19 protein-coding genes are annotated in these 21,764 nt (G+C 65.7%); 6 read left to right on the top strand and 13 right to left on the bottom strand.

Annotation, left to right across the window (positions count from 1 at the left end):
• Nucleotides 1–499: 499 nt before the first annotated feature.
• Nucleotides 500–1,573 carry a hypothetical protein gene (locus IWX65_RS04845; protein ID WP_196881291.1) on the top strand — a complete coding sequence of 358 codons (1,074 nt, stop codon included), beginning with the start codon at nt 500–502 and terminating at the stop codon, nt 1,571–1,573.
• Between the two features lie 34 nt (nt 1,574–1,607).
• On the opposite strand, the gene IWX65_RS04840 is transcribed toward IWX65_RS04845, so the two are convergent.
• From IWX65_RS04840 to IWX65_RS04795, 10 genes are all read right to left on the bottom strand, one after another.
• Nucleotides 1,608–2,876 (bottom strand): MFS transporter, encoded by a 1,269-nt coding sequence (locus IWX65_RS04840; RefSeq protein WP_196881290.1) that lies wholly within the window; start codon nt 2,874–2,876, stop codon nt 1,608–1,610.
• On the bottom strand, nt 2,873–4,864 hold the full coding sequence (locus IWX65_RS04835; RefSeq protein WP_196881289.1) for an aconitate hydratase: 1,992 nt from the start codon (nt 4,862–4,864) through the stop codon (nt 2,873–2,875). Before IWX65_RS04835 ends, IWX65_RS04840 begins: the two co-directional genes overlap by 4 nt.
• Nucleotides 4,865–4,955: 91 nt before the next feature.
• A complete protein-coding gene (locus IWX65_RS04830; RefSeq protein ID WP_196881288.1) occupies nt 4,956–6,038 on the bottom strand; it encodes an ABC transporter substrate-binding protein in 1,083 nt (360 codons plus the stop codon).
• 52 nt (nt 6,039–6,090) lie between these two features.
• Nucleotides 6,091–6,927 (bottom strand): ABC transporter permease, encoded by an 837-nt coding sequence (locus IWX65_RS04825; protein WP_196881287.1) that lies wholly within the window; start codon nt 6,925–6,927, stop codon nt 6,091–6,093.
• Nucleotides 6,924–7,766, bottom strand: coding sequence for an ABC transporter ATP-binding protein (locus IWX65_RS04820; protein ID WP_196881286.1), 843 nt, complete (start codon nt 7,764–7,766; stop codon nt 6,924–6,926). Before IWX65_RS04820 ends, IWX65_RS04825 begins: the two co-directional genes overlap by 4 nt.
• A 259-nt stretch (nt 7,767–8,025) precedes the next feature.
• The gene (locus IWX65_RS04815) at nt 8,026–9,174 is read right to left on the bottom strand and encodes a hypothetical protein (protein WP_196881285.1); all 1,149 of its coding nucleotides are present in this window, start codon (nt 9,172–9,174) and stop codon (nt 8,026–8,028) included.
• An 84-nt stretch (nt 9,175–9,258) separates the two neighbouring features.
• Entirely contained in the window at nt 9,259–10,041 is a 783-nt protein-coding gene (locus IWX65_RS04810) for a nuclease-related domain-containing protein (protein ID WP_196881284.1), read from the bottom strand.
• A gap of 228 nt (nt 10,042–10,269) precedes the next feature.
• Complete coding sequence (locus IWX65_RS04805) at nt 10,270–11,202, bottom strand: AEC family transporter (RefSeq protein ID WP_196881283.1); 933 nt, start codon at nt 11,200–11,202, stop codon at nt 10,270–10,272.
• A gap of 103 nt (nt 11,203–11,305) precedes the next feature.
• Nucleotides 11,306–12,037 carry a DUF72 domain-containing protein gene (locus IWX65_RS04800; RefSeq protein ID WP_196881282.1) on the bottom strand — a complete coding sequence of 244 codons (732 nt, stop codon included), beginning with the start codon at nt 12,035–12,037 and terminating at the stop codon, nt 11,306–11,308.
• A 2-nt stretch (nt 12,038–12,039) separates the two neighbouring features.
• Nucleotides 12,040–13,644 (bottom strand): alpha-amylase family glycosyl hydrolase, encoded by a 1,605-nt coding sequence (locus tag IWX65_RS04795; RefSeq protein ID WP_196881281.1) that lies wholly within the window; start codon nt 13,642–13,644, stop codon nt 12,040–12,042.
• A gap of 156 nt (nt 13,645–13,800) precedes the next feature.
• Here IWX65_RS04795 and IWX65_RS04790 point away from each other — a divergent pair, with 156 nt between their 5' ends.
• A complete protein-coding gene (locus tag IWX65_RS04790) occupies nt 13,801–14,625 on the top strand; it encodes a DNA-formamidopyrimidine glycosylase family protein (protein WP_196881280.1) in 825 nt (274 codons plus the stop codon).
• A 109-nt stretch (nt 14,626–14,734) separates the two neighbouring features.
• On the top strand, nt 14,735–15,565 hold the full coding sequence (locus IWX65_RS04785) for an IclR family transcriptional regulator (protein WP_196881279.1): 831 nt from the start codon (nt 14,735–14,737) through the stop codon (nt 15,563–15,565).
• On the opposite strand, the gene IWX65_RS04780 is transcribed toward IWX65_RS04785, so the two are convergent.
• Together IWX65_RS04780 and IWX65_RS04775 are read right to left on the bottom strand one after the other, a co-directional pair.
• Entirely contained in the window at nt 15,546–16,508 is a 963-nt protein-coding gene (locus IWX65_RS04780; RefSeq protein ID WP_196881278.1) for a hydroxymethylglutaryl-CoA lyase, read from the bottom strand. The genes IWX65_RS04785 and IWX65_RS04780 overlap by 20 nt on opposite strands.
• Entirely contained in the window at nt 16,505–17,764 is a 1,260-nt protein-coding gene (locus tag IWX65_RS04775; RefSeq protein ID WP_196881277.1) for a CaiB/BaiF CoA transferase family protein, read from the bottom strand. Before IWX65_RS04775 ends, IWX65_RS04780 begins: the two co-directional genes overlap by 4 nt.
• Nucleotides 17,765–17,985: 221 nt before the next feature.
• On the opposite strand from IWX65_RS04775, the gene IWX65_RS04770 reads away from it, so the two are divergent.
• Nucleotides 17,986–18,438, top strand: a complete 453-nt coding sequence (locus IWX65_RS04770) for a PGPGW domain-containing protein (RefSeq protein ID WP_334683663.1) — start codon at nt 17,986–17,988, stop codon at nt 18,436–18,438.
• Between the two features lie 25 nt (nt 18,439–18,463).
• Here the strand turns inward: IWX65_RS04770 and IWX65_RS04765 are convergent, their stop codons facing one another.
• Nucleotides 18,464–19,441: a LacI family DNA-binding transcriptional regulator gene (locus tag IWX65_RS04765; protein ID WP_334683662.1), complete on the bottom strand. Its 978-nt coding sequence runs from the start codon at nt 19,439–19,441 to the stop codon at nt 18,464–18,466.
• Nucleotides 19,442–19,702: 261 nt separating this feature from the next.
• Here IWX65_RS04765 and IWX65_RS04760 point away from each other — a divergent pair, with 261 nt between their 5' ends.
• Both IWX65_RS04760 and IWX65_RS04755 read left to right on the top strand, forming a co-directional pair.
• Complete coding sequence (locus tag IWX65_RS04760; RefSeq protein ID WP_196881275.1) at nt 19,703–20,980, top strand: M20 family metallo-hydrolase; 1,278 nt, start codon at nt 19,703–19,705, stop codon at nt 20,978–20,980.
• Between the two features lie 25 nt (nt 20,981–21,005).
• Nucleotides 21,006–21,761, top strand: a complete 756-nt coding sequence (locus IWX65_RS04755; protein WP_196881274.1) for a DUF5058 family protein — start codon at nt 21,006–21,008, stop codon at nt 21,759–21,761.
• Nucleotides 21,762–21,764: the final 3 nt, after the last annotated feature.

Below are 21,764 nucleotides of genomic sequence, written 5' to 3'. Positions count from 1 at the left end.
AATGTAGCAAGGAGGACGGACATGTTCGGCGGGGCTCGCTCGGAAGGCGGCCCCCGCTATGTCGCAGCACCGGCGCCGCAAGGATTCAATCGACGGACGTCGTCGGGGCGCCTTCACCGGGCCTGCCGTTCCACTCCTTCCACGTGAGGCTCGCGTGCCGACAATGGGTTGGCGGCGAGCGAAGTGACAAAAAACGCTCAGCGGAGGTTTCCTGTCCGTTGTCGGAGCGACGGCATAGGGTGGGCGAATGAGCACCAAAGAGCGAGGGACGACGCGCCAGCGACTCCGCGACTGCCCCATTTGCGGGAGCAATTCGTGGCCGATTGCCTATGGCATGATGACCTCCGATGCGCAAGAAAAGTCACCTCAAACGATCTTCGCCGGATGCTACATCACTTCGGAGCAGCGGGTGTACCCGAGGACCGGGCGGGTCGAGTACGGCGTTCCGCAGTGGGCATGCCAGAACGCCGAGTGCAGCCACGAGTGGTGGTGATTTGCTGTGACCGGATTCCTTGTTCGATCGCCCGGCGGAAAATGGTTCGAGCCCTCCGAAAAGGGTTACGGACGGGAGGCCGATCTACAGCAGATTCTCGCTGAGCACCCCCAACTCATCCCGAGTGTCACCGATGGCGCAATCGCCTGCCGCGAATTCCAATCAGGTGCTGGTCCTGCGGATCTCGTCGTCGTGGGTCCCGAAGGTGACGTGACCCTGGTGGAGTGCAAGCTCGCGTCGAACCGTCAGATACGCAGGGAGATCGTGGGCCAGATGTTCGATTACGCATCGGCCCTGTGGCACATGGAGATCGACATCTTCGATCGCCAATGGCAGACGCGGACGGGCATGGCGCTGAAGGACAGTTTTCCCGGTGCCTTAGGGATTCAGGACGTCATTGCCGAGAATCTGCAATCAGGCCGGTTCAAGATAGTGCTCGCAGTCGACGAGATCAACGCGGACCTGAAGCGGATGGTCGAGTACCTGAACGCAATGTCGGGGCCCGAAACCTCAGTCATTGCTGTCGAGTACACCAGACTTTTCAGCAATGATGTCGAAATCCTGATGCCGCGGATTTACGGGCAAGAGCTCGCAGAGGCGAAAGTCGCAGCGAACACCAGGGCCCGTGAAAGCTGGACCCTTGAACAGTGCCGTGACTGGATCAGCATCAACGATGCAACCAACCTGAGTAGATTCGACCTCCTCATCGCCGAAGCATCAAAGGCGAATATCCCGTTCGTTGGATCACCGGTGCGGACCAAGGGGATTCCGGCGGGTGGTCTTCGCATTTTCGTGAATGGAACGGTCGCTGGATCTATTTATCTTTACCACTACGGCGGACGGTCGACCTCCCTCGAGGTGAGTCTCACCAAGGTGCCGACAGCGTTGCACGGCGTGGAGGCCGGGCTGGGGCGGATGAACGTTTTCCTTGAAACTTTGACCAGAATTCCCGAGTTCGAACGCACATCGCTGGTCCTGCGCGAATCAGGTTGGTCGAAGCGGCCGAATGTGCCACTCGGAGAAATCCCGCTCGGAAGCATTCCGGAGCTTGTCGCTGCCCTTCACCAGCTCTCGATCTAGCTGGAGCCCGCAGACGCGCTCCAGGTTGACAGGCTCAAGACCCGTCCGGCACCGCGGCGGGAGATGCTTCCCCGAAGGGCGATACGCCGTCGTCCGCATGCAGTGCCTTCTCCATTCGGAAGGCGATCAGCGCCGCCCCGGCACCCGACGCCGCCAGGACTGCAGCCAGACCCCAGCCGACCGCCGGGTTGAAGCGGGAGAAGATAATGCCGAACAGCAGCGGGCCCAGCGTGCCGCCGATGTAGGTTCCACTCTGCGTGATCCCGGTGGCCTGCGCAGTGAACGGGTGCGCGGTCTTCGACACCACGTAGTGCACCAGTCCGTTCCATCCCCAACCGAAGCCGAAGGCCACCACGCACCCTCCGGCATAGGCCACCGGGTGGCCGGTTGCCATGCCGATGAGGCCTCCGCAACCGGCCGCCATCATGAGGGCCACGGTCGCCATCGAGCCGCCGATGCCGCGATCTGCGGCGATACCCACGAGCGGCCGCGCAAGGATTCCCGCAACGCTCGCCGCACCGAGCAGCAGGCCGGCCACGGCCGGATCGAACCCGGCCTCGACGGCGGAGACCACGGTGAAAGCTCCGACGACATTCGCCTGTGCTGATCCAAGCCCACCGGCCACCGCGGTGGCCAGCAGGAAGGGCCGGAGCCTGCGGGGGAGAGCGGCCCGGGACGGCTTGACGGTTGGCGTCGCACTCTTCGGCGTGCGGCGGGGCAGCAGACGGAGCAGGACGGGGACGAAGAGCGCCGCGAAAAGCGCCGCCGCAGCGAACGTCCACTGCCAGCCGACCGTGAGGGCGAAGATCGGCACGGACAGTCCGGCGGTCAGGGTGGCCGCCGGAATGGCTGCCTGCTTGAGCCCGAAAGCGAAGGCACGGTTCCGGATTCCCACCTGGTCCACGATCAGGCCGTTCGAGAGCGGATGGATCAGCGCGTTCGCCGCACCGGCGATACTGAGCCAGAGGATCAGCCACGGCCAGTGCGGAGTGAGCACAGCGATTCCGAGGAGCGACGTCAGCCCGAGGCCGACGGCAAGCGGCATCCCCCTGCGCATTCCCAACCCGCTCGCAACATAACCCGCCGGTGCGGACAGGAGTGCGGAAACCGCCCAGAACGCGGCCACCGCCGCACCGAGGGCCGACGCCGTCATGCCAAGGTCCGCTTCGAGCTGCACGGCAAGTCCGCCGACCAGGAAGACCGGGAGTACCGCGACCACGGTGGTCAGTGCCGCCATCGCGGTGGCGCGCTGCCCCGGACGGGTTCTGGACCGCCGATTCTCTCCGGCCGATGCCGGCTTCACGGCTCCGGTCGAGACTGCGGGGCGGAGACCTCACCATTCGAAAAGTCGTCGTGCCCAAGGAGCGGGCGGCCGCCTGTGCGGACGTGCGCCAAAAGACCGCCGGCACCGAGGATCTCCCGCTCGCCCGGCGAAAAGTCCAGGCCGAGCGTCAGCTGAGCCCCGCCGTCGACGTCGGCCGTCACTGAGGTATCTCCGTCAGCCAGTGCCGATCGCAGCCCCGGGATCACCCATCGTTGACCGACGAAGCAGTCAGCCTCGCGCGGTAGCACCAGGGGGACAATACCGGCGGCGATGAGGTTTCGGCGGTGGATCCGGGCGTAGCTGCGCGCGGCGACGACACGGATGCCGAGGTAGAGGGGGATCAGCGCGGCGTGTTCGCGGGAGGAGCCCTGCCCGTAGTTCTCGCCGCCGACGATAATGCCGCCGCCCCACTCGGTGGCACGGGCGTGGAACTCCGGATCCAGCCGTCGGAACATGAACTTTGCACAGACAGCGATGTTGGACCAGACCGACATGGCGATGGCGCCGTCGGGCGCCATGTCACCGGTGGAGATGTCGTCCCCCGTGACGATCAGGACGCGGGCATCAAGTCCGACAGGCAACGGGTCAGGCAGCGGCGGCGGAACCAGGTTGGGCCCGCGTTCGATCTCGATGCCCCGGCGCTTCTCCTCGGGCAGGACGCCGGCGATGTGCAGGTCGTGGATGCCGGGATGGGGCGGCGCGGCGGGCCGCAGCGGTCCGACAGAAACGCCGGAGGCATCGACGATCGCCCCCTCGAGGGCGCTGGCAGCGGCGGTCGACGGCGAGCACAGGTACACGCTGTCCTCTGCCGTTCCGCTGCGGCCCGGGAAATTGCGGTTGAACGTCCTCAGTGAAGGAGCGCCCTGTGTGGGGGCCTGGCCGATCCCGACACAGGGCCCGCACACCGGCTCGAGCATCCGCGCGCCGGCCTGCATCAGGTCCTCGTACACACCGGACGCAATGATGGTCTGCAGGATCTGCCGCGACCCCGGCGTGACGGTCAGCTGGACCGCCGGATGCACCGAGTGACCCTTGAGGATGGCGGCGACGGTGGCCAGATCCTCATAGGAACTGTTGACGGAGGACCCCACGCACACCTGCACCACCTCGGTGCGCGGCAGGTCGGCAACCGGCTGCACGTTGCCGGGCGAGTGCGGGAGCGCCACCAGTGGTACCAGGGTCGACAGGTCGAGGTGCTCGATGTCGTCGTATTCGGCCCCGCTGTCGGCGGCAAGCGGGCGGTAGTCCGCCTCACGGTCCTGAGCCTGCAGCCAGCGAAGGGTCTGCTCATCGGACGGGAAGACGGCCGTCGATGCCCCGGTCTCGACGATCATGTTGCAGATGGTGGCCCGGGCGGAAATGGCGAGCGAGGCCACCCCTTCACCGAAGAACTCGAAGACCTTGCCCCGGCCGCCGCGGACGCCGTGGCGGCGCAGCAGCTCCAGCACCACGTCCTTGGCCTCGGCAACGCCGCCGAGCCGTCCGGTGAGCTCGACCCCGACGACGGCCGGGCAGACGAAGTCGAAGCCGTAGCCGGCCATGGCCACGGCTACCTCCAACCCACCGGCCCCCAGTGCGAACATGCCGAGCGCGCCCGCGGTGGAGGTATGGGAGTCCGCGCCGACGAGTACGCCACCCGGGCGGGCGAAGTGTTCAAGATGGATGTAATGGGAAATGCCGTGGCCCGCGGGGGAGTAGCGAAGTCCGTAGCGGGCCGAGAAGGTCCGCAGGTAGTGGTGGTCCTGCATGTTCTTGTCATCGATCTGCAGGACGTTGTGGTCCACGTACATCACAGCGAGCGGCACGGCGATCGACTCCACACCGAGCATCTCGAACTGCATCGCCGCCATGGTGCCGGTGGCATCCTCGATGAGCACCTGGTCCACGCGGACGGTGATGTCGCTGCCCGGGGTGAGCCGGCCGGAGGCCAGATGCTCGGCCAGGAGTTTATGGGTCAGGTTGGCCACTGTGCTGTGCCTCTTCCGCTGTTTTGCTGGTGTTCACGGCACTGCGGCCAGTCCCGGGGAAAGACTGGCCGCAGTGCGATGGGGCAGGATCCTAGTCGACGAACTCGTTGGTGTACGTCTCCGCGAGATCGATGTCAGCCTCGCCGACCTCAGGGTTGGCGATCCGCTGCGTCTTCAGCACGGCCTCGGCGCCGACTTCCGTGAAGGCACCGTCCGTGCTGAGCGTCTTCTTCAGTTCCTCGATCACGGCCGCGTACTGGGCAGGGTCCCCGCCCGCGAAGGTCTCGGGCATTTCCGCAGCGATTTCCTCGCCGGAGTGCTCGGCGATGTAGTCGAGCGTCCTCGTGATCGCGGTGGCCAGCTTCTCGGCCGTTTCCGGATTCTGTTCGAGCCAGTCGGCAGTGGCATAGAGGCTCGACGACGGCCACGCTTCGGCGTCGAAGACCTCCTTCAGCCCTTCCAGCGTGCGGACATCCTCGATGATGGTGGGTTCCGTCCCGAGGCGCTTGCCCAGCACGGTGATGTCCGGCTCGAGCATGACGGCGGCATCGACCTGGCCCTGCTCGACGGCGGCGACGGCGGACGAACCGGCCCCGATGGCCGAGACGGCGGCGGCGTCGATCTCCATGCCGTTCTGCGACAGCAGGTACTTGACGAACATGTCGGTGGAGGATCCCGGTGAGGTGACGCCCACGTTCTTGCCCTCGAGGTCGGCGACGGTCTTGATGGTGTCCTTGTTCTTCTCGGAGACCACGAGGGCGAGACCGGAGGACAGGTTCATGTTGACGAAGGCCTTGACGGGCTGGTTCTTCGCCTGCATCTGGATAGTGTGCTCGTAGTACCCGCTGGTGACGTCGGTGCTGCCGCCGATCATCGCCGTCAGCGCCTTGGACCCGCCCTGCAGGTCCTGGAGGTCGACGTCCAGACCTTCCTCCTCGTAGTAGCCGAGCTCGTTGGCCAGCGTGGTGGGGAGGTAGGTCAGGAGGGTCTGGCCGCCGACGCCGATGGTGACAGTCTCACCTTCGCCACCGCCGCCGCCCCCGCTGCCCTCCTGGCCCGGCGGGGCCGCCTCGGGAGCGCCGCAGGAAGTAATGGCCAGGGCCAACCCGGCAAGCAGTGCAGAAGCCTGCACCCCTCTGGTGCGGCGGCGTCGCCGGCTGTCGATGATGTTCATGGAATTCCCTTTCAGGTGGAAATGGTGGAGGAGCGGGATGCGACGGGTGGATCTAGCCGGACTGATTGGGGCGCCACCGAAGGAGGTGCCGTTCCACCCGGTTGACGAGGATGTCGATGATCAGCACCACGATCATGAGGATGAACATGCCCGCGAAGACGCCCTCGGTGTCGAAGACTCCCTGGGCCTGGGCGATGGCGTACCCGACGCCGGCGGACGCGCCGAGGTACTCACCCACGACGGCACCCGTGATCGCGAAGCCCACGCTGATGTGCAGGCTCGAGAAGATCCAGGTCAGTGCGCTCGGAATGAATACGTGGCGCAGAAGTTGCCTTTCGGTCGCTCCGAGCATCTTCGCGTTGTCCACGAGGACGCGGTCGACGCTCTTGACCCCTTCGAGCGTGTTGAAGAAGACGATGAAGAACACGAGCGTGAACCCGAAAGCGACCTTCGACCAGATTCCGAGGCCGAACCACAGCAGGAAGATGGGAGCGAGCACCACGCGCGGAAGAGCGTTGAAGATCTTCAGGAACGGATCGAACAGGCGCTCCAGAATTCGGACGCGCGCGAGCAGGAACCCGAGGATGAGGCCGACCGCGGCGCCGGTGAAGAAGGCGAGGATGGCCTCCTGCATGGTGATCCAGAGGTGCGGGAACACATAGCCCGTCGACACCCATTCCCACACGGTGAGGAGGATGTCGGACGGCAGGGGGAAGAAGAACTCGTCGATAATGCCTACGCGGGCCAGCAGTTCCCAGGATCCGAGCACGGCCACTGTCATCGCGAGTTGCCCCATCCGGATGGAGAGGTTCGACGCTTCGGTCCGCTTCTTGGTGGCCCGACGTTGTGCGGCAGGGTCGGCGTTCTGCTGGGCTGGTGCCAAAGTCATGCGACGTCGCTTTCTTCGTCCTGGGCCGATGCATAGGTTCTGGAGACCTCGACCTTCAGCCGGCCCCAGATCTCGCGGTGCAGGTCCACGAACATCGGGTCATCGCGGATGTCCAGGAGGTCGCGGGGTCGCGGAATGGTGATCTCATAACTGCCGACGACGGTGCTGCCGGGCCCTGCTCCGAGGATGATCACCTCGTCCGAGAGCGCAATGGCCTCATCCAGGTCGTGGGTGATGAACACGACCGCCTTCCCGGATTCGCCCCACAACTGCAGGAGTTCGTTCTCCATGATCTGCCGGGTCTGGACGTCGAGGGCGGAGAAGGGTTCATCCATGAGCAGGATGTCCGGGTTGACGATCCAGGCCTGCGCGACGGCGGTGCGCTTCCGCATGCCTCCACTCAGCTGATGCGGGTAACGGTCCGCGAAGTTCTTCATGCCGACCTTCTCGAGCCAGCGGCGGGATTCGGAGTAAGCGTCCGCTTTCGACACCCCGGCCATCGTCAGGCCGAGGCTCACGTTGTCGATCACGGACTTCCACGGAAGCAGTGCGTCCTGCTGGAACATGTAGGAAGCACGCCGGTTGACGCCGTCGATCGGTGTGCCGAAGCTCTTCACGGTGCCCGAGGTGGGGGAGAGGAGCCCCGCTGCCATGTTGAGGATGGTGGACTTTCCCGAGCCGGTCGGCCCGACGATCGACACGAAGCGACCGGGTTCGACCTTCAGGTCGATGTCGCGAACCGCGAAGTAGGATCCCCCGCCGGGTGTGGCGAACTCCTTGGTGCAGCCGCTCAGGTCAACCGCGTACGGTGATGGCTCTGCTTGTACAGGATGCGTCATTGCTAATCTCCCGAACCACATCGTGGGTTATTCCTCATATAGTGGAGACGAGGCTAGCAGTAAGCCAGATCACACTCAAGGGTTGATCGACAATGTTACGACCGGCTTCCCCCACTTCAAAGGCATGATGCACGCGGCGTTCCGGGATCGGTAGCCGATGTCTCGCTGGTGAAGGCAGGTTTCTCGCTGCTCGAGTACCGGTCCCAGCGGGGCGTCCTCCCGCCTCTGGACTGAATCAGGGGCACGAGGCTCTTCGATGTCAGCTCTCCCGCGGAGGCGTCGCCAGCCTGATCTGTCCGGGAATTCGCGGGTGCATGCTGGCTTTCAATCCCGCCTCGTGGGCCTGGGCAAGGCACCAGGCGGGCATGCTTGTGCCGAGGAGCTTCTTGAAGGAGGTGCCACCGCCGAAATGGGGCCGCACCAATGAGCCGAACAGTGCGGCGTTCACGCCCTCGCCCTGATGCAGCTCGGCATCGGTCAACGCCGCCAGCCATGCCGACTTGAGTGCTCGCACCTTGGTTACCTGCTTCGGATCAGGGCCGGGCAGAAACCTTTCCACATGCTGCTTCATCCGTTGGTGGGTGGTGACCTTGGCCGCCGTGACCTGCATCTTCTGCGTCATTGGTGTGCTCGGCACGCCAGCGCCCACAGCGCTAGGCTTTCTCGCTTCGTCAGGAGCACGCTTTTCCACCGGTTCGGCAAGGATCGGTGGGACTGGGAGCTGTTGCCTACGGGACGGCGCGTGCAGCAGACCGGCCAACTCTGTGTGAAGCGCCGCGATCTCGAGGTGGATGTCCCTCATTCGCTGGTCCGCGCTCACTTCCGTCGACGGCGCGACTACTCCGAGCTTCTTCCTCATGCCCTGGGACACCGTGCAGCGGAACAACTCCGCGAGCATCTCCGCGAGGGGGAGCCGGCCGTCGTCGGGCACAAGGAGCGGCGCCGGACTCCATCGGTTGGAAACCGTCAGCGCGAGGTCGTCGAGGGTTCCGAACACCTTGCCGAACCGAAGGCGCTCGTGGAGTGTGGTCGCGCCGATCTGCGGGCAGTAGACGCACTGGAAGGGGTTCAGTGCCAGCAGGTCGACGTCGGGAAAGAACGTATCGCGAATCGATCCCCGGAGGACGCGGCGGACCGCCTCGAGCTGCCGGGCCACCTGCTCGACGGGATTGGGAACACTGGCCCCGTTCTTCAGGGTCCATGGTGCGCCCGTGTCGGCCACCTGAGCGACGGGGGAGGGGTACCTTTTCCATTCGCACAGGATGAAGGTCCCTTTCACCGCGTTGTAGAAGAGCCAGTCGACCTCGGCGACCGGCGATCCGACAGCATCGACGCGGCAATTGCTGAACGCCCAGATATCGTTGTCCAGCAGTTGGCGCAGCCGGGTCACGTCAACCAGGGCGGGCACGTGCGCCGCAGTGTTTTTGGATGGGAAGTACAGCAAGCGAAGTTAGTCCTTCGGGTCTGGATCGGTGAATCGGTGGTCGGGAACCTACGACGACAGGAACAGGAGGATGCCCGCCGAGAGGGTCGGGAGCACCCCGGAAAGCAGTCCCAGGAGCGCCGCGAACATAGCGAACATCCAGCCGATCCGGCGTCGTCGCGCCTGGTCGATGACTTGATGGAGTGCCTCGAACTCACTAGCCACGAGGCCTGGTAGCTGAAGTACCGGTGGGTTCCGCTTCCAGGTTTCGGGCCGCACGGCGGCTGCGGAAATAATGGCAACCTGCTGCAGCGTGAGAACCGGAGGACGACGCGTCAGCCAGCGCACGAGCTGCCGCGGTGTCAGGACCGCAACCGTCTGGTGTTTTTCCTTCACCGTCACACTCTTCGCGCCCACGATCACGATGCCGGCGCTGGCCCGCAGATCGCGGCCTACCGCAGCTGAGAGCAACTTCGCGGCGCGATCCGCCTCGTAGACGGAGTTGCGGATGTACGGTTGTCGTTTGCCGGCCACGAGGAAGGTTCCCTTCGCCGTCCAGACGGACTGGCCCGCGTGCCGTTTGGTGTTGAGCGTGAAGATACCTGAGGGCCCGATCACGACATGGTCAATGTCGGACAACCTGTTGCCGACAGGCACCGCGTGCAGCACGGTCCATTCCGGACCGAGCGACCCGAGGATCCGACCGACCTCCAGCTCGCCGAGGGCGCCCCAGTACCAGGGAGTGGTTCCCACGCCGAGCGGGCGAACGCCGAACAACCGTCCCAGCCGGCCGCGGGGAGGGTCGAGCTGGTGTGAGGCAAGGAGTTCCTCGATGACGGCTTGACCAGGCATGCGCTCGCTCAGCGGTCCCCGGGGAAGCCCGGAATGCTCCTGCAAGGGTGGCGAAAAATCTTCCCCAGCCGTCATGACGTGTGTTGAGCTTTCAATTCAGTTCCCCCGATGGCGCCAGTGCTGTCTGAAATCTACCGGCTCACCAGCGGCAAATTCCCGTATTCGCAGCGTCCGGACCAGCAGGATTGCGTCAGGATTTCCGCAACCCCTGCGGGCCAATGAAAAGTCCTACAGCCCGGGCACGTCCACCAGCGCCACGATCGCGATCATCGGCAGGATCGACAGCGCCGTCGTCACGAGGGCCGACTGCCGCGCGATGCCCCGCCCGCAGTCGTACCGGATCGCGGCGATCAGCACGTTCTGCGCGGTCGGCAGCGCCCCGAAGAGCGTGACCGCCAGCAGGGGAATGCCGTCCATGCCGAAGACGAAGTGGCCGAAGAGGAACGCCAGCGCGGGGTGAACTCCGAGTTTGAGGAACGTCACCAGAGCCAGGTCGACGGCGGATACCGGCTGGACCGTCCGCAATCCCGCCGCAAGGGAAAGCCCGAACGCGATCAGTGCACTCGGCACGGCAACGCCGGCGACGAGTTCGATCGGTTCGAGGAGCATCGAGGGCACGGTGATTCCGGCCCAGGAGACCCCCATGCCCAGGAAGCTGCTGATCGTGATGGGATTCCGCAGCGGCCGCAGGAGACGCTTTCCCACGGACTCGGAGATGTTGGCGTTGACGTCCAGGATCGCGTACGCAATCGGCGCAATCGCCACCACCTGGAACAGCATCACGGGGGCCACGAGAGCCGCGTTCCCGAACACGAACACGGTGATGGGAATGCCGAGGTTGCCGACATTCACATATGACGACGCCAGTGCGCCGATCACCGTATCTCCGGTGCTGCGCTTCAGCACCCAGTGGGCGATGGCGGCGTAGAGGAGGGCAACCAGTGTGGTGGAGATGGCGGTAACCGCCAGCGTGGGTGAGACGACGTCCGCCAGGTCCGCTGAGATGAGGGTGACGAACAGCAGGGCGGGAGTGCCGGCGAAGAAGACCAGGCGCGACAATACTTCCTGGGCGCCCCGGCCGAGAACCTCGAGCTTGCCGAGAACGTAGCCGACGCCGATCACCCACGCGATGACGAGGAAGCCCTGGAGAACTCCACCCACAGACACTCCCCATCCGATGAGCCGCAGCCGACGCCTGTTCTGCCGGAAGTCCGCGACTCATTCCTTCCTGAGCGTAGTGGCTGATGGGTCAGCGAAGCGCATGTTACCCCGCGCTGAGGATGCCCTTCAGGGAGTCGGCGTTCCGCACCGCGTTGCCGCCGCCGTCGTTGTTGAAGTACACGTAGACGTCCTTGCCCGCGCCCTGCCACTCGCGGATCCGGTTCGCCCACCAGTGCAGATCCGTATCGGAGTAGGAGCCGCCGTAGAGGTACTCGGAGTCGGGGCCGTGCATCCGCAGGTAGACGAATGGCGCGGTGGAGCGCAGGACGCATGGCAGGTTCGCGCCGCTCATCACGCAATACGCCGCACCGTGGCGCTCCAGCAGGGCGTACACGGCGTCGTCGTCCCAGCTGTCATGGCGGAATTCGACGGCGACCCGGATCCAGTCGGGCAGGAGGTGGAGGAAGTAGTCGAGCCGTGCGTCGTCGCGAGAAAGGCCCGGAGGGAGCTGGACCAGCAGGATGGCGCGCTTGTCGCCGAGCTCGTGCCAGCAGCGGATGATGCGCTCCACCCAGACGTCGGGTTGGTACAGCTTCTTTCCGTGGGTCAGCCCGCGGGGCGCCTTGACCGAGAGGAGGAATCCATCCGGAAGCCTCCTACGCCAGCCGGCGAAGGTGGTGTCGCGGGGCCAGCGGTAGAAGCTCGCATTGAGTTCCACGGTGCCGTAGCGCTGCACGTAGTAGCCGAGCCGTTTAGCCGACGGCGTTCCGGCGGGGTAGACGACGTCGTTCCAGTGGTCGTAGCTCCAGCCGGAGGTGCCGATGTGGACGCTCATGGTCAGCTCCGCAGTACCCATGCCGCATTGTCCGGCTCCAGCCATCCCTCCACGGCCTGGGGAGCAGCGCTGATCAGCACCGAACCCGCGGGCAACTGCACGGGGGCATCACCCATGGCGACGGCGACGAAGAACTCCGGCCCGCGCTCGCAGATGAGGAGGTTGCCGTCCGCCACGCGCCACGTGCCGCCGTCGTCGGGGGCGAAAATGCCCTTGGTGGCCAACTGCCGCCGCACCTCGAGCGCGGCGACGACCAGCCGGAGCGTCGAGTCCGGATTGTCCCGGTGTAGCTCGACGGCGGAGGACCCCCACGACGCAGGAAGGGGCAGCCACGGCTCGGATGCCGGTGCCGTCAGTGAGAAGCCATGGGAGGACTCCGCCGACGCCGTCCACGGCAGCGGCACCCGAGCGCCGTCGCGGGACACTCCGCCGCGCGCCCACATCGGGTCTGCACGTGCTGCGAGCGGCACGTCGACCTCGGTCAGGCCGAGCTCCTGGCCCTGGTAGATATAAGCACCGCCGGGCAGTCCGAGGATGGCGAGCAGGCCGGCGCGGGCCCGTGCGGTTCCGCGGGCACCTCCACCGAAGCGCGTTGCCGAGCGGACGATGTCGTGGTTCTCGAGTGCCCAGGTGGGGGAGGCTCCATGTTCCAGCCGCGCCGTTTCAAGTTCGGTTCCGACGGACGCCCAGGCGGTAGCGTCCCAGCCGAGGCGGAGGAAAGCGTAGGCGAACGCCTGGTGCATCTCGTCGCTACGCGTGTACCGTGCGGCGCGACGGGGATCGAGGTTGACTTCGCCCACGAGGACGCGTTCCGGGGTGTAGGCATCCGTGAGCGTCCGCCATCGCCGGTACACCGCGTGAACCTCCTCCTGATCCGATACCTGCGGATTGGACCGCAATCCGTCGACGACGGCGCCGGCTGTGGGCGCATCGGGCAGGCCGTCGGCCTTGAACAGCGCGTGGGCGACGTCGATACGCAGCCCGTCCACACCCTTGTCGAGCCAGAACCGCAGCACGTCCTCGAAGTAGTCGCCCACGAGGGGGTTCCGCCAGTTCCAGTCGGGCTGCGCGGGGGAGAACAGGTGCAGATACCACTGCTGGTCGGTGGCCGAGCCGGGGTTCACCCGGCTCCACGCCGGTCCACCGAAAACGCTCTGCCAGTTGTTCGGGGGAGTGCCGTCGTCGTGCCCGTCCTCGAAGTGGAACAGAGCCCGCTCGGGTGAGTTGGGCGCGGCTGCGACCGCCTGCTGGAACAGCGGGTGCTCGGACGAGCAGTGGTTGGGAACGACGTCGAGCAGGATGTGCAGGCTCAGCGAATGGGCGTGGCCCAGCAGCTCGTCGAACTGTTCCATGGTGCCGAAGAGGGGATCGACGCCACAGTAATCGCTGACGTCATAACCCTGGTCCACCTGGGGTGAGGGCTGGAACGGCGTCAGCCAGATTCCGTCCACGCCGAGCGATGCGATGTACGGCAGGCGGGCGAGAATCCCCGCGAGGTCTCCGACGCCGTCGCCGTCGCCGTCGGCGAAGGACCGCGGGTAGACCTGGTAGATGACCGCGGATTCCCACCAGGGATCACTTCTCGAACCGGTTCCTCCACTCGTCATGGTGCAACCGTATCGACCATCCGGGAAACATCCCCGGTCCCTGTCACGCATGCCCGTTCCTTGGAACTTCGGTCAGTGGTGGAAGTTATCCTGCAGTAACGTCTCCGTGGCACGTCCCAGCGGAGGCGGTTTCGATCGTGAGTACAGGGGGATACCGTGCCCGAGGGCGACAGCGTCTACCGTCTCGCCGTCCGGCTCCGTGCTGCGCTGGACGGCCGCAGGCTCCAGAGGGGTGACCTCCGGGTTCCATCCCATGCCACCGACTCCCTCGACGGCATGACCGTCGTCGGGCACGCAACCCACGGCAAGCACCTGCTGACGCGCTTCGACAGTGGGCTCACGCTGCATACCCACCTGCGGATGCAGGGCTCCTGGACCGTCACCGCGCCCGGTAAGCGGGTGCCTCGCGCTGTTCTCCCTGAGGCACGCGTTCTGCTGGAGACTGTCCAGGGTCCGACGGCGTACGGACTGAACCTGCCCGTCGTCAACCTTGTGCCGACGTCGGCGGAGCACGGAGTCGTCGGGCACCTCGGCCCGGATCCGCTGCGGGAGGACTGGTCGGCCGATGAGGCGATCGGAAGGCTCTTGCGGGACCCCGGCGCCCGGGTCGCGGCGGCGCTGCTTGAGCAGCGGAACGTCGCGGGATTCGGCAACCTCTGGGCGAACGAGCTGTGTTTCCTGCGGGGAGTCCATCCGGATACGCCCATCGGCGCCGTCGAGGTGCCCGCCCTGGTGGCATTGGGCGCCCGGTGCCTGCGGTTTTCGGCGACCCAACCGGGAGCGCACCAGGTCACCACCGGCATTCGACGCAAGGGTGAACAGCACTGGGTGGCGGGCCGGGCCGGCAGGCCGTGCCTGCGCTGCGGCACCACCATCCGTGTCCGGGCCGAAGTTCCCGGGGACCCGGGCCGCCGTCGAACCTGGTGGTGTCCGCGCTGCCAGCCGCTGCCCGGTGGCGAAACGCTGGTGGCCACCGTCTAGCTGTACTGCTGACGGCAGACCACGAGGCCGAGCTGAGAGCCGACCCGGCCTAGCTCGACGAACTACTGGTATGTCGGGAAGTGCCGAGCGGTCTGCCTAGGATGGGAACATGGTCTCGTCCGGCACGCCAGCAGCTGCACCCCTGCTGGTCCTGAAGAAAATCAGTGACATCCTCGACGCGTTCTCGCTGCGCAAACCCGAGCTGACATTGACGGACATCCGCGAAGCGACCGGGCTGCCGACGTCTACGGTCCAGCGGCTCGTGGGCAATCTCGTCGCCAACGGCTTCCTGGACAAAGGAGGGGACCATTACCGGGTCGGACTGAAGATGGCTTTCTGGGCGGCGCCCGCAACACAGAACCTCGACCGTTTGGAGGTCGTCAAACCGGTGCTGCAGGATCTCCGTGACAAGCTCGGCGAGACCGTGTGCTTCTTCGAGGCATCCATGAATTACCGGGTGTGCGTTGCGATGGCCGAGACCCGCCACATGCTCCGGCGCGAAATGAAAGTGGGTCGGCTTCTTCCCCTGCACGCCGGATCGGCAGGACGAGTGCTGCTGGCCTGGAACGGTGAGCTGCTCCGTGACGTTCTCTCCGATTCACTGGATCAATTGACTGAAACCACCATCACTGATCGCAGCTCCCTCAGCGCGGCCGTGGAGCAGACCCGGCGGGACGGCTATGCCATCACCACCGGAGAGCGGCAAACGGGAGCGAGCGGTCTTTCTGCACCGGTCTTCGATTCCCAGGCAGACCTTCTGGGTGCGGTCACCATCATGGGGCCGACCCTCCGTATGCCACTCGAGGTGTGCGAACGATGGGTGGAAGACCTCCTGGCGGCAGCTGAGCAGGTGACGCGGATGCTTGGTGGCAGGCATCCGGATGATGCCGTGGGCCGCCGCACGCCGTCCGGCACAGCTTCTACTCCGTCCCAGGGATGACCCAGCTGAAAGCGGCGGCCCGTGAACGGGCGCCCTGGGCCGCCTTCGAGCGACCAGCTTCCCCGACTTCCTCCGTAACCGCTTCTCCGAGGCGGACGAGAGCCCCGAAGTTGTCCTCCCGGAGCCATTCCGGTCTCAGGGCGAACAGCAGGTCCTCCGTCGCGGTGTTTCCGGAGGCGCCCGGTGCGAAGGGGCAGCCGCCGAGTCCGCCCAGCGCTCCGTCGATCATGCTTGCGCCGGAAGACACTGCGGCCAAAGCGTTGGCCACACCCATCCCCCAGGTGTCATGGCCGTGGAAGACTATTTCAGCGAAGCGGGAGCTGTCCCGAACACGAGCCACCAGCGCCCGCACCTCGCCGGGGGATGCCTGCCCGAGGGTGTCGCAGATGACCACCCCGGAGGTGCCTTCCGCGCGGGGATCGAGCACGAGCCGCAGAACCCGCTCCGGATCGACCGTGCCTTCGAAGGGACAGGTGAACGAGGTGGCAAGGCAGAGCTGGATCGATGCTCCCGCAGCCCGCGCAAGCCGCACTGCCTCGGGCAGTGCCTCCATGCTCGCTTCCGTGGTGCGCCCGATGTTCGCCTGGTTGTGGGCATCGGTGACACTGAGGCAGTACTGCAGGTGCCGGGCTCCGGCAGCGGTTGCGCGGGCGACATTCCGGGGTGTCGCCACCCAGACGAAGCAGTGATCCAGTTCTTCGGGAGTCAGGGCTTCGATGAGCTCGATCGTGTTGGCCATGGAGGGCACGAGGTCGGGGCGCGCCATGGAGCCGATCTCGATGGCGGTCACCCCCGCAGCGAGGAGCTCGCGGACAACCTGCACCTTCCGCTCGGTGGACAGCAGGCCGCCTGTCAGCTGGAGCCCGTCACGCAGGGTGACATCCCGCAGGACCACCGTTCCACGTTCCGCTGCCAGCACGTCGGTATTCGTGTCGGGTTTCATTTCGGTGCTCCTACTGTTTCGATTCCGGTGCGGGTGATGATGTTGGTTGCCTCGTCCGGTGTCCGGCCCAGGAGGTCCACCAGAATCCGGTGCGTGTCCGCTCCGAGGTCGGGACCCAAATTCCGGATTGGAAGCGATGCGGATCCGATCACGGGTGTGATGCCGGGGAAGGCGACGTCGGGAAGGGTCTCCGCACCGGTTGACACGTCGAAGCGCTGAATCATGTTGCGCGCCCGGTACTGGTCGTCGCCGATGATGTCCGAGGCAGTGTAGATCGGCCCCGAGGGAACTCCGGCCTCTTCAAGGAGTGCCAGTGCCTTGGTTGCCGTGTGCTGTGCTGCCCATTCCCCGATCGCCTCGTCCAGCATGTCCCGCCTGGCCCACCGTTCGGCATTGGACTGAAGAGTGGGGTCCTCCGCCAGGTCCTGCCGGTTGATGACGGTCATGTAGCGACGGAAGATGCTGTCTCCGTTGCCGGCGACGACAATACTCGCACCGTCACTGCAGACGTAGGCGTTGGAAGGTGCAATACCTTCCATTCGACCGCCGGTGCGTTCGCGGCGAACGCCGTAGGCACTGTAGTCGGGAACCAGTGATTCCATTACCGACAGCATGGCCTCGTTCAGTGCGACGTCGATGATGCGGTGATCCAGCGGTGACCGATGCACGCCTTGGTCCCGTTCCCGCGCAAAGAGCATCATGACGGCCCCGAAAGCTGCATACAGCCCGGCGATGGAATCGCCGATCGAAACTCCGACACGCACGGGGGGGCGGTCAGGGTCGCCCACGAGTTCGCGGAAACCTCCGTAGGCCTCGGCGACGGCGGCGAAACCGGGGCGCGCGGACAGAGGGCCGGTCTGTCCGAATGCAGAAATCCGGGTCACGATGATGCCGGGGTTCGCGGCGTCCAGTTCCGCAGGTCCAAGTCCCCATTTCTCGAGGGTGCCCGGGCGGAAGTTCTCGAGCACGATGTCGCTTTGTCTCACCAGTTCGAGGACGATCTGGCGGCCCTCCTCGGTGCGCAGGTCCACCACCATCGACTTCTTGTTCCGGTTGATGGTCCGGTACAGCATCGACGTGGTGCCGGCGTGTAGCCGCCAGTTCCGCAGTTCGTCCCCCGTGTGGGGCCGCTCGATCTTGATGACTTCAGCACCGAAGTCGGCGAGCAGCCGGCCGGCCGTCGGCGCCGCAATGTAGTTGCCCAGTTCAAGGACGCGGATGCCCTCCAGCGGTGCAATGTTCTCGGGGATGGTCACTGGTGCCCTTTCTGGAGGAACAGGCTGAGGATCAGGGTGAAGGTGTTGCGCGTCACTTACTTACATTATGGGCACATACTCACCATGCGGGTCAATATCTCTGCGAGGATGCGAAATTTCTGTGCCCGCCTTCAGCTTTAGCGGTCGAAGATTTCCGTTGTGGGAGCCACGGCCAGCGGGCAGGATGATCGGGGGAGATGCGAACAGGAAGGCAAATTCTCATGGCTACATTCGGCGGACGAACCAAGCCACACGGGGTCGGCCGTGTGGTCGGACTCGTGTTGGGCTGGACCCTGGTCCTGATCGGGATCGCCGCCCTGGTCCTTCCTGGCCCGGGACTCCTGGCGCTCGTTGCCGGGCTGACCCTCCTCGCGCAGCAGTACGAGTGGGCTCGGAAGTGGCTGCAGCCCGTCAAGACGAAGGCATTCGCCGCGGCCGCGCAGGGTGTGAAGTCGAAACGGAACATCGCCCTCAGTTTCGGCGGCGCAGCCATTCTTCTCGCGCTCGGAATCCTCTGGGGTCTGCAACCGCCGATGCCGAACTGGTGGCCGCTGGGCGAACGCTGGTGGCTGCCCGGAGGCTGGAGTGTCGGCTCGAGCCTGATCCTCTCCGGGCTCCTCGCCGCGGCGTTCATCGTTTACAGCATCCGTCGCTTCCGGCCGAACCCGGCCTGAGCGGAATACCCGCCGGGCGAAGCGATCAGCCGACGACGCCGACCGTCGTCGCCCGCGGCACCAGCACCGGCGGGAGCAGGACGGGATCCGCAGCCTCCCCTTTCATCCGCAGCAGCAGCGCCTCGACACTGAGTCTGCCCATGTCACCCAGTGCCGACCGCACCGAGGTCAGCGGGACGGGAAGGGTCGCTGCGATGTCGATGTCGTTGTACCCCACCAGGGCAACGTCCTCCCGAAGCCTCTTGCCGGCGTCACGGACGGCCCCCATCGCCCCCAGAGCGATGAAATCGTTCACCGCGAAAATGGCGGTGGGCGGCTCCGCCAGGTTCAGCAACTGGACGCCCGCGGCCAGGCCCCCTCGGGTGTCGAAACCGGAGCTCACCACGTACCGGTCGTCGATCGGGTATCCGGCTGCCTCGTACGCCTGCCGGAAACCCTGCGTCCGTTCGATACCGGTGCTGGCCAGCACATCTCCCGCGATGACGCCGACCCTCCGGTGCCCCAGTCCCAGCAAGTGCTCGGCGGCCAGCCGGCCACCGAGGAAATCGTCGGTGGTGACGGAGAGATGGCCTTCGAGCTTCCGCATCACCAGCACGTAGGGGACGCCGAGTTTTTGCAGCTCGTAGGCGGCCGTGTCACCGATGCGCGAATCACCGATGATGACGCCGTCAATGCGTCTGGAGAGCATTGCGTCGAGGTGCGAGCGGCGATGGTCGGTGTCGTCGAGTGTGTTCGCCACCACCGTGCTGTACCCGGCGGCGCCGGCTGCGACGTCGATGCTTTCGTAGATGGTGGCCAGCACGATGTCGGTCAGGCGGGGGACCAGGACGCCGATGAGCCGCGAGCTTCCCGTCCGGAGACCTGCCGCACCGACGTCGCGCCGGTAACCGAGCATCGCCGCGAGTTCACGCACACGCTGAACGGTTTCCGTGCTCACTCCCGCGGCGTCGTCGCTCAGTGCACGCGAGGCGGTTGAAACGTGCACCTGCGCATGCCGCGCCACCGTCGCAAGGGTGACCCGCTGGTTCGCCGCGGGGGGAGACTGCTGTGTGATGTCGGGACTCCTTCAGTGGACGTAGAGGCAGTCTAGGGCGTCCGACCCGATACGGTGCAAAGGATTGCAGGGAGGGATCGGCCTCGGGAATTTAATTCCCCTGAAACCTTGACGTAACGCCCTGATCCTAGTGTGATATAGACCATATTCCACCGGCCTCTCCCTGTTCGGCGAGCATCTGCAAACGATTGCACAGACAACGAGGAATGCATGACGACCCTGAGTGACGACACCGGCGCCATCGAGCGCCTCGACTCCGGCATCGCCGAACTGGCAGCGTACCGGGACCCGGATCGGAACGGCTGGACCCGCGAGGTGTTCAGCCGGCCCTACCTCGAATCACGCCAGTGGACAGCGGCACGGATGCGGGAGGCAGGCCTCGAGGTCTCCATCGACCCGGCCGGCAACATCATCGGACGGCTCGAGGGAACCAATCCGAACGCGCCCGCCCTCGTCACCGGATCACACACCGACACCGTCGACGGCGGTGGACGGTTCGACGGCATCGTGGGCGTAGTGGGCGCCGTCGAGGCCGCTCGCCAGCTGCGGGAAGCGGGCACGCGTCTTTCCCGGGACCTCCTCGTCGTCGATTTCCTCGGTGAGGAATCCAACGTCTTCGGGCTGAGCTGCCTCGGAAGCCGCGCCGCCGCAGGGGAACTGACGGCAGCGGACCTCGACCGGCAGGACTACCGCGGCGTACGCCTCGGCGAGGCCTACACGGACTTCGGCCTCGATCCCGCCTCGCTGACCGACGTCCAGTGGGCGAAGAAGCCGCTCCACGCTTTCCTCGAACTGCACATCGAACAGGGGCCCACCCTTGAGCAACGGCAACTGCCGCTCGGAATCGTCACGGCCATTACCGGCATCGAGCGCTTCATCGCCACCTTCTCCGGGCGTGCGGACCATGCGGGAACGACGTCGATGACGGACCGGCAGGACGCCATGATCGCCGCCGCCGAAGCCGTCCTCGCGGTCCGCCGCGAGGGGTGCGGCGCACCGAACCACGGAGTGGCCACCACCACCCGCGTCGAGTCCGATTCGCGGTCGCCGAACGTGGTGCCGTCCCTGGTGCGCATGATGAGCGAGGTTCGAAGCGTCGACACCGCTTGGCTCGGCGGAGTCAAGGGCCGGTTGACCGGTGAGATCCTCGCCAGGGCCGCTGAATACGGGGTGGACGTCGGCTTCGACTGGTCCACAGACAACGAGGTAGTTCACGCAAGTTCCGGTGTCCAGGATGTCGTCGCCTCGGCGGCGGACACCCTGGGCATTCCCTGGATGCCCATCCCCAGCGGCGCCACGCACGACGCCGTCCACATGGCAACGCTGGCGCCCATGGGCATGATCTTCATTCCCTCGAAGGCCGGCAAGAGCCACTGCCCCGAGGAATGGAGCGACACCAGCGACATCGCCACCGGCGTCACCGCGCTCGTTTCCGCGCTGAAGGCCCTCGACAGCGCCGAGCCGTCGCGAACGACGACGACATCATGAACCATCCCCCCTACCTGGAGCAGCCATGAAAACAGCACTCACGCCCGAGGGAGCCTCGACGAACATTCTCGGTATCGCCAATCTGCCGGTCCTCTGGGTCCTGGCCATCGGCGTCTTCGGCGCGATCATCGTGCAGTCCCTCATCTATATGAAGGCGGCGCAGAAAGCAGGACCGGCCGCCGACATTTCGGCCGCGGAGCTGAAGACCTCCTTCCGCGCCGGTGCCGTGGCGGCGATCGGACCGTCCCTCGCCGTCGTCCTCGTCAGCATCGCGCTCCTGACCCTGTTCGGCACCCCGGCGGTGCTGGTGCGTATCGGTCTGGTGGGATCGGCGGCGACCGAGTCGGCATCGGCATCCCTCGCGGCCGGCACCATGGGCGCCACGCTCGGCGGGCCGGACTACACGCAGGCGGTCTTCGTGGTCGCCTTCATGGCCATGAGCCTCTCCGGCGCGGGATGGATGCTCGCCACGCTGATCCTCACCCCCATCCTCACGAAGGGTGACTCGAAGCTCCGCAAGGTGAATCCGGCGCTCATGATGATCGTCCCGGCGGCAGCGCTCATCGGGGCGTTCGCGAGTCTCGGCATCGCCGAGTTCGGGAAGACACCCGTCCACATCATCTCCGTCCTCGTCTCCGCGGCGACCATGTTCGCCTGCCTGGTGCTCGCAAAGGCCACGTCGGCTTCCTGGCTGCGGGAGTGGGGACTCGGCATCTCGATCCTGGTCGGACTGGCCGTCGCCTACATTGCCCATACCTCCGGAATGGCACCGGCCGCCTAGGCA

It is taken from the genome of Arthrobacter sp. CAN_A214 (genome assembly GCF_015751955.1).
In the GTDB taxonomy this organism is placed as follows: Bacteria; Actinomycetota; Actinomycetes; order Actinomycetales; family Micrococcaceae; genus Arthrobacter_D.
Note: the sequence above shows the minus strand (reverse complement) of the source record. Positions and strands in the feature narration are given on the sequence as shown.